We start from the raw sequence: 14,979 nt of genomic DNA, 5'->3' as shown, positions 1-14,979 counted from the left end.
ATCAGAAAGACAAAATAATTAACTCTGACCCCTTTTTCTATGCCTGTCATTTTAGCGCAATAGTTCTGCAATCGTTCTGTCACCCAAACGACCCAATTACTTCATATATTTGAAAGATAACTGCAATCGTAAATCCCTATTGTATGCGTGCACTCAATATAAAAATGTTAATAGGGACTTTTTCACATGAATACCAAACTCAGCTATCTTAGTTTAGCTTGTTTAGCCGCAATGAATACAAATGCAATGGCAGAAGAAGAACCAACGGAAGCCGCCGTTGAAAGAATTCAAGTCGTTGGCAAAAGCGTTTCATACGCTAACAACGAAACCACCGAGTCGATGCTCAAACAACAAAGCAATCTGACCAGTGTGCTTGCAGGTATAGACAACCTTCCAGGGGTTCTCATTAATGAAGGTGACACCTTTGGTTCTGACGACTGGTCTACAACTGTATCAATACGAGGCTTTCAAATTAGCTTAGATGAACAACAAATTGGTATCACAGTTGATGGCATCGCAAACGGCAATTCAAACTATGGTGGTGGCGCGAAAGCCAACCGTTTCATTGATACTGAGAACTTAGCCCTAATAGAGGTTTCCCAAGGGACTGCTGACATTGCTTCTCGCTCCAATGAAGCATTAGGTGGCACCTTAAACTTCACTACGATCAGCCCAACTGAAGAAGAAAACTTGTTAATGAGTGTTTCGCTAGGAGACTTTGACGCAAGAAAATACTTTGTACGATACAACACAGGTGAAATTGCACGTGATACTTATGCTTGGGTCAGTGTATCTAGTGCAAGTAATACAGACTGGGTCAATCAATCGGCGGAAAACCGCAAAGACCACATTGCTGCAAAGCTAATTTCAGACTTGAACGCTGAGTGGGGTTTAAGCGCTTACGTATCATATGATGACTCCCATGAAGACAACTACCAACGAGTCAGCAAAGCTCAATTCGAAACAAATCCAGAGTCCGACCGTTTAACCGCAGAATGGACAGGTGTGCCATACGTAGACCAACTATATAGAAAAGGCTGGTCAACTTTGCGTGAAAATTTGTTTGCATATGTACAAGCAGACTATGAATCAGACAATTTATCTTTTTCAGGTAACGTTTATTTTCACGATAACTCAGGTCGTGGGGACTGGGTTCCACCCTACCTAAACGATTTAACTGTCGACACAGGTAGACCAGAAACCGAACTTGATTCAACGACTACCGTCCGTGGTGGTTCATCAAATGGTATTATCACTTTTGTTGATCGCGAAGGCTTTGCTTTAGCGCCTGCTGACAACTGCGTTAGCTCAATCGTCTTCCCATATGGCGGCGCTGGTCCAGCATTTGATGCCGACTGTTTTGGTCCAGAAGCAATACCGGTGGGTTCATACCGCCATACACATTACGGCAAGCAGCGATTTGGTTTCAATGCAGACCTTGCTTATATCATCACAACCGACTCTTTTGAAAACGTAACTCGCGCTGGTATTTGGTTTGAGGACTATAGCCGCGATGAATATCGTGATTGGCATAAAATAATTGATTCAGCCTCCAGTTTCGAGTTCGACCATACACCATACTGGATCCAATACGACCGTAGCTTTGCTGTCGATACCACTATGCTATATCTCGAAAATGAAATTGATTTTGAATGGGCCAAAGCTCGTGTCGGTGTGAAGAAATTCATTGTTGAACTAGATAGCAAAGACAATTTCGACGCAAGTAATAACGTAGCTGGCATTGATTCAGACTCTGATGCCTTACTCTCTGCCGGTATCGTGGCAAACCTTCCAATAGAAGGGTTAGAAGTTTTTGCGGGTTATGCCGAAAATTTTGCAGCCATCAAAGACACGGTATTAGAGCGCGATGCGTCAACGCTCACGCAAATTGAGCCTGAAACCGCAGAGAACTTTGACTTAGGACTTCGCTACAATTCCGAGTTCATTGATGCAAGCCTCACCTTCTATTCTATTGATTTCGAAAACCGCATCACCTTCTTGCCACCCGATACACCTGACGCGGGAATTGACTATAACATTGGTACGAATGGCTCGTATGTGAACGTTGGTGGTATCGAATCTGAAGGTATTGAAGCGTCTCTATCTATTCAGCTTGGCGAATATTTTAGTCTCTATGGTTCATACACTAATAATGAGTCGACTTATAAAGACGTACCTGATGAACTTGGTTTAGGCATAGAAGCGGGTAACACCGTGTTTGGTTCTGTGGAGGACATGTTTGTTGTCTCTTTAGATTACAACAAAGGTAACTATAGCGCGGGCTTGTCTAACAAATATGTCGGGGACCGTTTTATCGATGCAGCAAATACAAGCGTTGCAGAAGCATACAGTGTCGCCGATCTCTATGCAGCTGTAGATATTGAACCGGCCTTCGAAGGTGTGCAAAACATGCAAGTCCGTTTTACCCTAAATAACCTATTTGACGAGAGTTACTTAGGTGGAATCGCGGGTCAATCTGCTTGGATTGGTGCACCTAGAACGGCGGCCGTCAACCTTCAATTTACCTTTTAAACAAGCGTAAGTTTCAAAGGTAGACCGACGTTCCTTGCCTGCTCCCTAAGGCACTTTAGTATGCCCTGTCCAGCTTTTGGTCAGGGTTTTTTCATTCGCGAAGGAAAGTTTATGAAAACAGTCATTCCTAAAAATTTCATCTTACTCGTACTTGTTTGGTGTTTTATTTGTGTTGTTAACCTAAGCAGTGCAAGCGCCGCTACTCAAGAAGAGTCATCTAAACGACACTTAGTTATCGTCACCATTGACGGTTTACGATGGCAAGAAGTATTCCAAGGGGCTGACGCCAAGCTCATTGAACACCCAGATTTCGTCCAAAATCCAGAAGCACTAAAAATGCGTTTCTGGGACAAAAGTGCGGAGGCAAGGCAACAAAAGCTGATGCCATTCCTAAGTGGTGTTATTGCGAAAAAAGGAATGATCATAGGTGACCGCAATGCTGGCTCAAATATGTCAATCGAAAATAAGCAACATTTCTCTTACCCTGGTTACAACGAAATATTCACAGGTAAAGTAGATCCATCTTTAACCTCAAATGCCAAGGTGTCGAATAAAAACATCACTTTCTTAGAGTGGCTAAACAAGCAAAAAGGCTTTACTAATCAAGTCGCTGTTTTCTCTGGTTGGGATGTGTTTCCAATGATCTATAACAGAGAACGAAGTCGCTTATTCATTAATGCCGGCTTTGAGGCTATGCCAATACCCACGACATTAAACCCAGCGGAACCAGAACGAACAGAGGACCGGCTTAAAAGAATAGACGTCTTGAACACACTTCAGTCTGAAATTCCTAGCCCATGGTCTACCGTTCGCCATGACGCGTTTACCTATGGTTTTGCAAAGACCTATTTGCAACTCAAACAACCAAGAGTGCTTGTTATTAATCTGGGCGAAACAGACGACTTCGCGCACAATGGCAAATATGACGCCTATCTCGATAGTGCTCGCCGAACTGACGATTACTTGCGAGATTTGTGGACAACATTGCAAAAGATGCCTGAATACAAAAACAACACTAATTTGTTGATCATTACTGATCATGGCCGCGGGGCCAATCCAGATGATTGGCAGCATCACGCCTCAGCAAGTGCAGTAAGAGATTATATGACCTCATTATCAACATTCGAAGAGGGTATAGTTGGCTCAGAACATATTTGGTTTGCTGCCATCGGGCCTGATGTGCATAGTAAAGGTTTGGTGAAAACCAAGGTGGAACAAACACAATCACAGTTCGCTCCAAGCGCTCTGAAATTGCTCGGCTTTGACCCTCATGATTACGACTCAAGTGCAAAAAAATCAATTCAAGGACTCACCGATGAAACAAACAAGTAAATTCCAATATTTTGGTTTGCTAATGCTTAGCATGCTGTGCATCACAATCATTGCCAGTGTCGCTCAAGCACAAGAAAAGACCAGTCATATTTTGTTTGGTTCATGCTCCCATCAAGACAAAGAGATGCCTATTTTTGATGCCATACTCAAGCAACCTGCCGACGCTTTCATCTTTTTAGGCGACAATATTTATGGTGATACCAACGATATGCAGGAGCTTCGTAATAAATATGAAAAACTGGGAAGCAATGAGGGATTCAAAGCTTTACGAAACAAAGTACCGGTGTACGCCATTTGGGATGATCATGACTTTGGTGAAAACGATGCTGGTAAAGAGTACCCCAATAAAAAAGCATCTAAAGAGATTATGTTGGATTTTTGGAAGGTACCTTTAAACAGTCCTCGCAGAAAACATTCCGACGGACTCTATGGTAGTTATGTCATTGGCGAAGGAGAGCAGGCAATAAGGCTTATGTTGCCTGACTTGCGCTACATGCGAGATGATTTAAGTTCGGTTGGCACATTAGCCTACTACGCAGATCGAAAACCAAAGGACATGGGTCCTTACGAAAAATCAACAGGCTCAATGTTAAGTGAGCAACAATGGGTTTGGCTTGAAAACGAATTACAACAAGATGAAAAAATAAAGATTGTCGGTTCAAGCTTGCAATTAATCGCAGACTTTACGGGCTGGGAATCGTGGGCCAACTTTGACGATCGACAGCGTTTGTTTGATTTGATCAAAAAACACAAAGTAAACGGTGTCATGATCATCAGTGGCGATACACATTGGGGAGAAATATCGAAGTATCAAGAAACCATGGATTATCCGCTTTGGGACATCACTAGCTCTGGCTTAACCGAAGAATGGAAGCAAGTCAGTCCGAACAAGCACCGAGTCTCTGGTGCAAGTTCTGATGTGAACTTTGGCTTTATCAACGTGGATTGGGAACCAGCCGATCCTAAAATTCATTTCGGTTTAAGAGATCTGAACGGCAACATTGTGATGGAACAAAACATCACTTTGTCGAGCTTGTCCCCATATTAAGGGTGACCATAGCGCGCGCATTAAAAAGGGGTCAGAGTTAGTTAAAAAAGGGGTCAGAGTTAATTATTGTTTCTTTCAGGCTTGCACAGGTCCTTAATAATATAAACACGCTTTTCGGCGTCCTGCCCGCTCCCAAATGGCATCCATGCCATTTGAAGGTTTATATTATTAAGGACCTAAACAAACCGCGAAAAAATAATTAACTCTGACCCCTTTTTTGCTTTTTACACACCTTTTTTGATGACGTAGCGATAAGGTGCCTGTGCAGTATCAGAAGCAACTAAGGTATGTTGCATAAAACGGCAGAAGCTGGGGACATCGCGAGTTGTTGAGTGATCATCTGCACTGATAGCTAAGGTTTCACCGTTTTGCATTTTACGGATTTGCAAGCGGATCATCATGACAGGCTCTGGACAACGCAAGCCAATGGCGTCTAACTGATGATCTGCTTGTTCAAATATGTCCGTCATTAGATCCCGTATTGCGCGCGATAGTTGTTGATTGCAGTAAATGCGTCTTCGTATCCGCCTTTTTCAGCTAGATACTCAATCACATCTGCTAAGCTCACAATGGAAATAACCTGTGTACCAAAGTCTCTTTCCACTTCTTGAATTGCGGATAATTCGCCTTTGCCTTTTTCTTGGCGATCTAGCGCAATTAACACACCGGCAAGACTCGCTTCATGTTGCTCAATCAACTGCATAGACTCACGAATAGCGGTACCAGCCGTAATCACATCATCCACCAGCATGATCTTGCCTTCTAGTGGGCTGCCTACTAAGTTGCCACCTTCACCATGCGTTTTCGCTTCTTTGCGATTAAAACAGTAAGGAACATCTTTGTCATGGTCATTAGATAACGCAACAGCAGTGGTGGTTGCTATAGGAATGCCCTTATAAGCAGGGCCAAATAGCACGTCAAAATCGACATTCGAAGCTTGCAGAGCGGCTGCGTAGTAACGACCTAACTTAGCTAAATCGCCACCCGTATTGAATAAACCCGCATTAAAAAAGTATGGACTGACTCGTCCAGACTTAAGGGTAAATTCGCCAAAACGAAGAACGTTGCGCGCTATCGCAAACTCTATGAATTCTTTTTTATAATCCTGCATGACCTTTCCACATTACGTTTTTTACTTTGGCGCCTAGCGACGCCAACTTGCTATCTTCTCGAACGGGTTTACGCTAAAGCACTTTTCTGAGCATCGAAAAGCTCTTTAATTCCGTCATTGGCTAATGACAGCATTTCGTTCATTTCGTCGAAGGAGAACGGGTCGCCTTCCGCTGTGCCCTGAACTTCGATCAACTTGCCAGTATCCGTCATAACTACGTTCATATCGGTTTCAGCATCCGAATCTTCGAGGTACTCAAGATCCGCAATTGGGTTACCTTTATAAACACCCACTGATACCGCGGCGATCATATGCTTCATAGGGTTCGCTTTTAAGATCCCCTTCTTGCGCATCCAAGTGAGAGCATCGACTAAGGCAACACAGGCACCGGTGATTGACGCTGTGCGCGTGCCACCATCTGCTTGGATAACGTCACAGTCTAACGTAATTGTATTTTCACCAAGGAGTTTTAAATCAACCGCTGCACGCAATGAACGTGCAATCAAACGTTGTATCTCTAAGGTACGGCCGCCTTGCTTGCCACGAGCAGCTTCGCGATCTGAACGAGTATGCGTTGCGCGCGGTAACATGCTGTATTCAGCTGTTATCCAACCTTTGCCTTGGCCTTTCATAAAGCGAGGCACGCCTTCAACTACAGATGCATTACAAAGCACTTTAGTATTGCCAAACTCAATCAATACAGACCCTTCTGCATGACAGGTGAAATTACGGGTAATTGTTACGGGACGAATTTGACTAGCAGTTCTGCCGCTTGGACGCATGGTTGACTCCTTAATTTTGAAGCGCGGATTATAACGTAGTTGATGCGAAATAACCAAAGCCTGTTAAACTATTGCGGCTTGTTGCTGGTTATCATTTTCAACACATTTCAGAAATAACCAGTCGAGCACCAATATTCACTTATAACTCGATTAGGAAATACTATGATTTACAGCATGACTGGCTTTGCGCGACGTGAAATTAAAGCGGAATGGGGCAACGCCGTTTGGGAAATTCGCTCGGTTAATCAGCGCTACCTTGAAACCTTCTTCCGCTTACCAGAGCAATTTAGAAGCCTTGAACCCATTTTGCGAGAACGCTTTCGTAAAGGCCTTCAGCGCGGAAAGGTGGAATGCGCGCTTCGCTTCAACATGAACGATGCAGCAAGCAACAGCATCAACGTGAACGAAGAACTCGCCAAGAAAGTAATAGAAGCCACCGCATGGGTTCAAAAGCAAGGCGACGTAGCAATGACTAATCCAATCGAAGTTTTGCGCTGGCCTGGCGTTATTGCCGCGCAAGAAGCCGATATGGATACCATACAAGCAGACATGCTCAAGTGCTTTGACGAAACCTTCAAAGACTTTGTTGCCTCGCGCGCCAGTGAAGGCGAAAACATGAAAGCACTTATTGTTCAACGCCTAGAAGCTATCCAAACTGAATCAGAAAAGGTAGCTGCGCACATGCCAACGGTTATCGAGTGGCAAAAAGACCGTATTCGCGCTAAGTTTACCGAAGCGAAAATGGAGTTGGACGCCACTCGCGTTGAACAAGAAATGGTGCTGCTGGCGCAAAAGATGGATGTGGCAGAAGAGCTTGATCGCTTAAATAGCCACGTAAACGAAACCCTATCCATCATGAAAAAAGGCGGTGCCGTTGGCCGACGTTTGGACTTTATGATGCAAGAATTCAACCGCGAGGCCAATACACTAGGCTCAAAATCCATTAATACCGAAGTGACGCAATCTGCGGTTGAGTTAAAGGTGTTGATAGAGCAGATGCGAGAGCAGATCCAGAATATTGAGTAAGGCATCGACAAACCGAAATCCTCTAGAAGTACCTCACTAGCAACCTATTAAGGTTCGCCGCCTCTGACATTGTCCGCCAACTGTTTTCGAGCAGTTAGGCGGGCTTATCCGTATTAATGGACAGTTAGCAGAAAGCTACTTCTCGGACGGATTCAAGAACACTTAAGATTTCAAGCCCAAACATTCAAATGATAATTATTATCATTTGCATTTACATGCTCATTTAATTTTATTACACTCGCCCTTGAACTAATAACACAATCATTAATCCAAGGACCGATATTTACTATGTCATCTCAAAATAGAACCCTTTCTTCACTAGGCTCCGGCGCACTATTAACGACGTTAGCCATTGGTTTGGGTAACGCTTTTGCAAGTGATACCGTTGAACAGTGTGATAAAGCTGATACGCAATGCACAGAAGAGGCAATCGAGCTAATACGCGTCCATGGCGTTCGTAACTCTTTGTACAACGTAAAGAACTCTGGCGATATTCGCCGCATGGCTGATTTAGTTGACACTCCTCAAACAATTACGGTCCTTACTAAAGATCAAATTGAAGAGTCTGGAAAAAGTGACCTCAAAGAAATCCTTGCTGCTCAAGCAGGCGTTACACTAGGTACCGGTGAAAACGGCAATGCATTTGGTGACCGCTACATTATTCGAGGCCACGAAGCTCGTTCAGATGTATTTGTTGATGGTTTGCGTGACCCAGGTATGACGACACGTGAAAGCTTTGCTACTGAGCAAATCGAAATCACCAAAGGTCCAAGCTCTACTTTTGCAGGGCGCGGATCTTCAGGCGGCGCTGTAAACAGTATCTCTAAGAAAGCGTCAACTGCTTATGATTTTGGCCGTGTTGATGCCAGTATCGGTACTGACGATTATTATAGATTGGGGCTTGATTACAACACACCTATAAGCACCAACTTTGCTACACGTGTGAATATATTAGCAGCAGAAGAAGATGCGCCAGGTCGTGAGGGTATTAGCCGCAGTCGTAACGGGATTTTACTTTCAGGCTTATACGACAACCTTGATGACCTGCGCGTTTATACTGATCTTTACTATTTAGAAGCAGAAGACACCCCAGATTTAGGGAGTTATTTTGACAGTGAAACTCGCTCACCAATAGAAGACATTCCTGTTTACGCACAAGATGAAGACTTTTTAGATTCTGAGGTATTCGCATTTACCGTGCGCACTGAATACGACATAAACGAAAATATGACCTTCTACAATTCAACACGTTATGGTGAAACCAGTAATGGTTATATGTCTACTGGTGCTAGAGGCACCGTTAGAGATGACTCTGACCCATTGGCACCCGGCGTAGATACAGTGAATCTAAGCACTCACCAAGGTTGGCAGGAAGTAGAGTATTTCGCTACGCAATTTAACTTGCTTTGGGATGTTGATGCCGCGGGTATTGAACACAAGCTACTATTTGGTTTTGAATTTACCGACGAAGAAGTCGATAACGGCGTATATAGCTATGAAAGTACCGGCGATACGAATTGTGTTACAAGTGGTCGCCGCGGTGCGAGTGCAGCTTATTGCCTTATTGACCCGTCGGGTAACCTGTATGACAACGTAAGTAATTTGATTGGTCGAGACATCACTCGCGGTGATTCTGATGCCTTGTTCAAAGCACAAACAAGCGCCTTTTACGTTATGGATACTGCAACCATTAACGAAAATTGGCAGGTATTTGCAGGTTTACGATTTGATAGTATTGATTACAGCAATGACGTTGTGAGCCGAGGTACTGAGCTTGATTACGCATACAATGATGAATTCTACAACGGCCATTTAGGTTTAGTATATAGCATTACCGATGATGCAAATGTATATGCTACTTACTCAACGGCAACTAATATAAACGGCGGTGAATCTGACCTTGGTGCAAACTGTGGATACGGCGGTTTATGCGGTGACCCTGATCAAGCATCTGTAGCAGACCCTGAAATTGTAGAAAACATTGAGCTGGGTACTAAGTGGTCAATATTAGATGAAAAGCTATTTATAGCTGCTGCATGGTTTCAGTTAACTAAGTCAGATGTGATGGAAAGTGTGGGTGATGCCTATTCAACCCTTGGTTCACTCAACACAGGTAAAAACCGTGTAGATGGTTTTGAATTTGCTATGAACGGTAATATTACCGAAAAACTCAGTGTCCAAATTAGTGCTGCTGTGATGGAATCCGAAGTGTTAGATTCTTATGACGAAGACAATATTGGCCTAGAGCTAAGTAACTTTGCTGGCAACAGCTTCTACGCTCAATTACGTTATCAGTTAACTGAAGACTTCGCCTTTGGTGGTGATTTCACCCATAAAGGCGAAATGTACGGCGGCCAACCTGATACTGCGGCAAGTTATAACAGTACCAATGGCTATTACAGCATTGTGGTGCCTAGTTATAAGGTTGTAAGCTTGTTTGCTAACTATAGTGTGAACGAGTCAACCACTGTTCGCTTGAATCTTGGGAATGTGACTGACGAAGAATATTGGACAGCTGCTTACCGTTCAGGTGCATTTATGTACTTGGGTGATGGGCGTTCAGCTCGTGCCACTATTACTTATGAGTTTTAATAGTACTAAATAGGAAGTATTTCAATGGTCTTAATTGAGCAGTTGCTAAGCAAAACACAAGTAGAAGAGTTTCGTAGTTCGCTTAATCAAGTACCTTGGAATGACGGAAAAGAAACAGCGATGGGGATGGCCTCTGGCGTCAAGCAAAACGGCCAAACTGATGCTAGCGATAAACAGGTGCAAGCACTTGCTAATAAATTACTTGGCATTTTTGGCAGTACACCAAAATTGATATCGGCAGCACTACCTCATCGCATATTTCCACCGTGTTTTAATCGCTATTCCAGTGGTGAAACTTACGGATTTCATGTTGATGCCGCCATTATGCGCATGCCCCATAATAACGAAGTATTACGTTCAGATATGTCTATGACAACGTTTTTGTCAGAAGCTGATGAATACGACGGTGGTGAGCTTATTATTCAAACCGAATTTGGTGAGCAGAAAGTTAAACTCAATGCCGGCGATGCAGTATTGTATCCCTCAAGTAGCCTACACAAAGTTACACCCGTTACGGCCGGTGAGCGTGTTGCAGCAATTACATGGATGCAAAGTTTAGTTCCTAACATTCATATGCGCCAAACCTTGTATGAACTTGACCAGAGTATTCAAGGTTTACTTCAAAACCCCAGTATACAACGTGACGAACTAGACCGTTTGCATCACGTGTATCACAACCTCATTCGCCAATCTTCACAGGTGTAATTCTTCTCGTAAATAACACTCTCGACTTACGCTTACCATTTAACAGAGTGCCGATACAAGTAGACCTCACCATTAAATCGTACAGCAGAACTGAAGTTCCAAGCGTTAATAGAAAAACACTAACGAACTTAAGCATCCAAGGGAGCTGAAGTTCAGCGAACGCAATCTGTAGCCAAATAACAATTGGCAGATGAACGAGATACATCCAATATGAAGCATCTGCGACGTATTGAACCAGTTTGTTCGGACTAGATAGCCATTTTTTACAAACCCCAATACTCAATGAAATGAGAGACCACATCATAACGGCATAGCTCAGCATAAAACTGGCTTTTAATAAGCTGTAATGCGGGTGGCCAATATTACCCTGGAAACCAGATAGATAAATTGCTCCGGTGATAGAAGCAATACACAAAGCAATCTTTGTGAGAGTAATATGAGCGAGAGACTCAATCATCGTTACATCTCTTTGTAGCAACCAACCAAACACAAAGAAACCACCATAAAGGCAAAGCAATGGCACATGGGGTAATAGAGATTTATCTGGTGTATCCAAGCCCCAGTTCTGCATAAACCACAAGCCAATAGCTGTTGGTGACGCAATCAACAAAATCATCCACGATGAGCGACTCGTCATGCCAACAATGTGATCTGCGAGCATAGAAAGTCGATGCTTACTGGGCCCGTGTAAACTGATCAGCCATCTAAATACGAGAACACAGAAAGAGATTAACAATAAATAATATAGAAACCATAGATGTGTACCGGTGAGCAGTCCTTGAGGTAATTCAGCCAAGCTAGCAAAACCTGCTTTCAGCCCATTCACAATATTGACATCACCTCGCATACTTTCAGCACCCATGACCCAAGCTGAAACCAATAATGGTCGCAAGGCAAACCAACCTATAAGTAAGGGCAGACCTATACGCATTAATCGAGATTGGATAAAGGGTTTTATACCCTTTCTACTCAAAGTCATATGACTAAAATAGCCAGCAATCAGAAAAAACAGCGCCATCCGAAAGGAATGACTGACCAATACAAAGTTTGGCAGAATATCGCTGGTTGACATATCCATTACCGCCCAACCAATAAAGATGGGCATGAAGGACAATGCTGTGTGAAATGCTATCCCTAGAATCAAAGCAAAACTTCTTACAGCATCAAGGTAGTCCAATCGTGAGTTATGTTGTATCGCCATTTCCGTCATCTTTTATGTAGAGTATTGTTGGGCATTGTTGTTGAGTGCTCTCAAATTGATCAACTCAGTAAAAACTGACCTTATCTATCTCGTAATCAAAAGTTGTTTTTTGTATGCCATACGCCACAATACTTAAACTATTGATTGTCTGAGTATTTAGTTCAGTTTGCTCTGACCAACTACGCTTGAGCGAATCGAAAGGAATGTCTACTTGGTGAAACTTACCGTCGGCTGGCGCCAAAACGACCGATGAGTGATAATCAAAGTTAGTTATTTCCGTGCTATTGGCCGAGATCGAAATACTGCCGCTGTCTATTTTAACCAGCATACTGATGCCCTTGTATTTACTAGCATCAAAAGGTTTACCCTCGCCATCAAGCAGTAAAACCGTACTTGCCCAACCCGGTTGTCCGCGCGGTGGCACAATTTCACCTGCTAAATGTATAATGCCATTATTAACATCAATCTCGGTTTGTGTGCTGCCACCCACCATGGTGTCGTCCAAAATTTGCCTAGGTAAACCAAAGCTATTATTAGTTTTGTCACTAAAATCATCTATTAAGATAGTGTCAGTGTCCGCAATTGAGGATCCAGACATTGCAATAAGCAATGCTGCAAACGCGGCGCTTAGTAAGTGTGTAGCACGAGGACGTTTATTTAATAAGGTAAATCGCTGTTTCATTAGTATGCTCCAAAGGTAATATAGTTGAACTGATTCACGCTAGCTGCTTGCATAATGACAAACAGAGCGGTCAGACCTTATAGAGTATGTGTCGATGGAAAGACAAAAGGTGACATGAAAATTTAAAATTTTAAAAAGAACTCAAAAATAGGAAATAATTTGTCACTTTTATTTTCTTTATGGCACTTATTGATTAGAAGACCTTTGTTATTAAAATGAGAAAGTATGTTTACACCGCAAAAAGCAATTAATAAGACGGACGATGCCACTTTAGTGTTGATATCTTTAGGTGGCGATCGTGATGCGTTTTGTGAAATTGTGTCGCGCTATCAAAACTTATTATGCTCACTTGCCTTTGCCTCAATTGGCGATATCAAACAAAGCGAAGACCTAGCTCAAGAAGTGTTTATTGAGTCATGGCTAAAATTGCATACCTTACGTGAGCCAGAAAAATTGAAACCTTGGCTGTGCGGAATTCTGCGATTCAAAATCAGCCATTATCTGCGAAAAGAAAAGAACCAACCTGCGACAGGTGCAGAAGATATTGAAGAACAAATATTGACTGATTTTTCTTCGCTCAGTATGGAGAAGTCGGCGATAGAGCAACAAGAACAAGTACTGCTCTGGAATACCTTAAGCAATCTCGACATTATTTACAGAGAACCATTAATTTTGTTTTATCGACAGCAACAGTCAATCGAACGCGTTGCCGATGAACTTGACTTGACGATTGATACAACCAAACAAAGACTCTCTCGTGGCAGAAAGCTATTGAAAACGGCCATGCTAAACTTTGTGGGCACCGCTCTAGATAAAAGCAAACCCGGGGCCGTCTTTACCGCAGGTGTTGCTGCGATGCTAACAGATGTGACTAAATCTGCATCGGCGGCTGCGCTGAGTGCCGGTTCAATGAAAACAGCTTCAACATTTAAGGCCGCGACCTTATTCACACTGTTGGCGTCGTTTTCTGGTCTCATCAGTGCATTTTTTGGTTTACGTGCCGGTCTCTACCAATCAAGAACCGAGAGTGAGAGAAAGTTAACATACAAAGTAGTTGGCTTGTATATGATGTTTGCGCTTATCTGGCTTTCCGGCACTTATGCATTAAAACATATTGCATTAAACCAACCAGATGATGCAATTCTGTATACTCTCTTTGCCCATGCCTTGGTTTTCCTGTTTATTCTTAGTTACTTTTTACTTACCTTCGCAACACTGCATCAAGTCCAAGAGTTAAGGGCTAGGGAACGTATATTTCAACCCGAAGCATTTTACAGGGAAATTGATCAGAAGGATTACAAAAGGCGAGAATACAAAAGTGCACTCAAATTGTTTGGCATTCCATTAATGCACTTTCAATTTGGCACTCCCGAACATGGCGACTCCGCGGCAGTTGGATGGATTGCAGCTGGAAGCAAGGCATATGGCGTCATCTTCGCTTGGGGGCTTATTGCGGTGGCGCCCGTTAGCGTAGGGGTTATTTCAGTAGGTTTTTTTAGTATTGGTGCTGTTAGTCTAGGCCTTCTCAGCTTTGGCGCTGCTGCAATTGGGGGCCTCGCGTTTGGCTCATCCGCAATAGGATATAAAGCCTATGCTTCACTTTCATCTTTAGGTTGGGAAAGCGCTTTTAGCCACGGATTCTCCGTTGCACACGAGGCTGCAATCGGTACATTTGCATACGCACATGAAGTTAATAATGAAATCGCTTATGAAGTTTCTAAGCTGTCTTTGTTTAGTAACGGCACTCACTGGATTTCATTAACAATCGCATTTTTCGTGATTTTACCGGCTTACTTGCATTATAAAAATGTTCGCAAGCGGATGAAAAAAGATGACAAATAGTGATGTTTTAGATGAGTTTTTATCGTTTTAACGCGCGCACGATTATTGCGTTTAGCAAACCTTTTTATATTTTTGTTTATTCATCATTCATCTTTCCCTAGTATGATGTCATAAATGTACTCTGAC

The 14,979-nt window shown here is 42.9% G+C and carries 12 protein-coding genes; 7 read left to right on the top strand and 5 right to left on the bottom strand.

Annotated features, from left to right (window positions below):
- Window positions 1-186 precede the first annotated feature (186 nt).
- The 3 genes from RM556_RS12170 (at window position 187) to RM556_RS12160 (ending at window position 4,912) form a co-directional block, all read left to right on the top strand.
- Window positions 187-2,532, top strand: coding sequence for a TonB-dependent receptor domain-containing protein (locus RM556_RS12170; RefSeq protein WP_311374711.1), 2,346 nt, complete (start codon window positions 187-189; stop codon window positions 2,530-2,532).
- 111 nt (window positions 2,533-2,643) lie between these two features.
- The gene (locus tag RM556_RS12165) at window positions 2,644-3,864 is read left to right on the top strand and encodes an alkaline phosphatase family protein (RefSeq protein ID WP_311374710.1); all 1,221 of its coding nucleotides are present in this window, start codon (window positions 2,644-2,646) and stop codon (window positions 3,862-3,864) included.
- A complete protein-coding gene (locus RM556_RS12160) occupies window positions 3,848-4,912 on the top strand; it encodes an alkaline phosphatase D family protein (RefSeq protein WP_409220086.1) in 1,065 nt (354 codons plus the stop codon). Before RM556_RS12165 ends, RM556_RS12160 begins: the two co-directional genes overlap by 17 nt.
- Window positions 4,913-5,136: 224 nt before the next feature.
- Here the strand turns inward: RM556_RS12160 and tusA are convergent, their stop codons facing one another.
- The 3 genes from tusA to rph all read right to left on the bottom strand — a co-directional run bounded on the left by tusA (window position 5,137) and on the right by rph (window position 6,805).
- On the bottom strand, window positions 5,137-5,382 hold the full coding sequence (gene tusA / locus RM556_RS12155) for a sulfurtransferase TusA (RefSeq protein ID WP_311362541.1): 246 nt from the start codon (window positions 5,380-5,382) through the stop codon (window positions 5,137-5,139).
- On the bottom strand, window positions 5,382-6,023 hold the full coding sequence (gene pyrE / locus RM556_RS12150) for an orotate phosphoribosyltransferase (RefSeq protein WP_311374709.1): 642 nt from the start codon (window positions 6,021-6,023) through the stop codon (window positions 5,382-5,384). Before pyrE ends, tusA begins: the two co-directional genes overlap by 1 nt.
- A 68-nt stretch (window positions 6,024-6,091) precedes the next feature.
- Window positions 6,092-6,805, bottom strand: a complete 714-nt coding sequence (gene rph / locus RM556_RS12145; RefSeq protein ID WP_311362543.1) for a ribonuclease PH — start codon at window positions 6,803-6,805, stop codon at window positions 6,092-6,094.
- A gap of 162 nt (window positions 6,806-6,967) precedes the next feature.
- Here rph and RM556_RS12140 point away from each other — a divergent pair, with 162 nt between their 5' ends.
- From RM556_RS12140 to RM556_RS12130, 3 genes are all read left to right on the top strand, one after another.
- A complete protein-coding gene (locus tag RM556_RS12140; protein ID WP_311374708.1) occupies window positions 6,968-7,831 on the top strand; it encodes a YicC/YloC family endoribonuclease in 864 nt (287 codons plus the stop codon).
- A gap of 288 nt (window positions 7,832-8,119) precedes the next feature.
- Window positions 8,120-10,423 carry a TonB-dependent receptor domain-containing protein gene (locus RM556_RS12135; protein ID WP_311362545.1) on the top strand — a complete coding sequence of 768 codons (2,304 nt, stop codon included), beginning with the start codon at window positions 8,120-8,122 and terminating at the stop codon, window positions 10,421-10,423.
- A gap of 24 nt (window positions 10,424-10,447) precedes the next feature.
- Window positions 10,448-11,128, top strand: coding sequence for a Fe2+-dependent dioxygenase (locus RM556_RS12130; protein WP_311362546.1), 681 nt, complete (start codon window positions 10,448-10,450; stop codon window positions 11,126-11,128).
- Here RM556_RS12130 and RM556_RS12125 read toward each other — a convergent pair.
- Entirely contained in the window at window positions 11,103-12,329 is a 1,227-nt protein-coding gene (locus RM556_RS12125) for an acyltransferase family protein (protein WP_311362547.1), read from the bottom strand. The two genes, RM556_RS12130 and RM556_RS12125, sit on opposite strands and share 26 nt — an antisense overlap.
- A 64-nt stretch (window positions 12,330-12,393) precedes the next feature.
- A complete protein-coding gene (locus RM556_RS12120; protein ID WP_311374707.1) occupies window positions 12,394-13,011 on the bottom strand; it encodes a CIA30 family protein in 618 nt (205 codons plus the stop codon).
- A 225-nt stretch (window positions 13,012-13,236) separates the two neighbouring features.
- On the opposite strand from RM556_RS12120, the gene RM556_RS12115 reads away from it, so the two are divergent.
- Window positions 13,237-14,853 (top strand): sigma-70 family RNA polymerase sigma factor, encoded by a 1,617-nt coding sequence (locus RM556_RS12115; RefSeq protein WP_311362549.1) that lies wholly within the window; start codon window positions 13,237-13,239, stop codon window positions 14,851-14,853.
- The last annotated feature ends 126 nt before the right edge of the window (window positions 14,854-14,979 follow it).

It is taken from the genome of Alteromonas sp. W364, assembly GCF_031846205.1.
In the GTDB taxonomy this organism is placed as follows: domain Bacteria; phylum Pseudomonadota; class Gammaproteobacteria; order Enterobacterales; family Alteromonadaceae; genus Glaciecola; species Glaciecola blandensis.
Note: the sequence above shows the minus strand (reverse complement) of the source record. Positions and strands in the feature narration are given on the sequence as shown.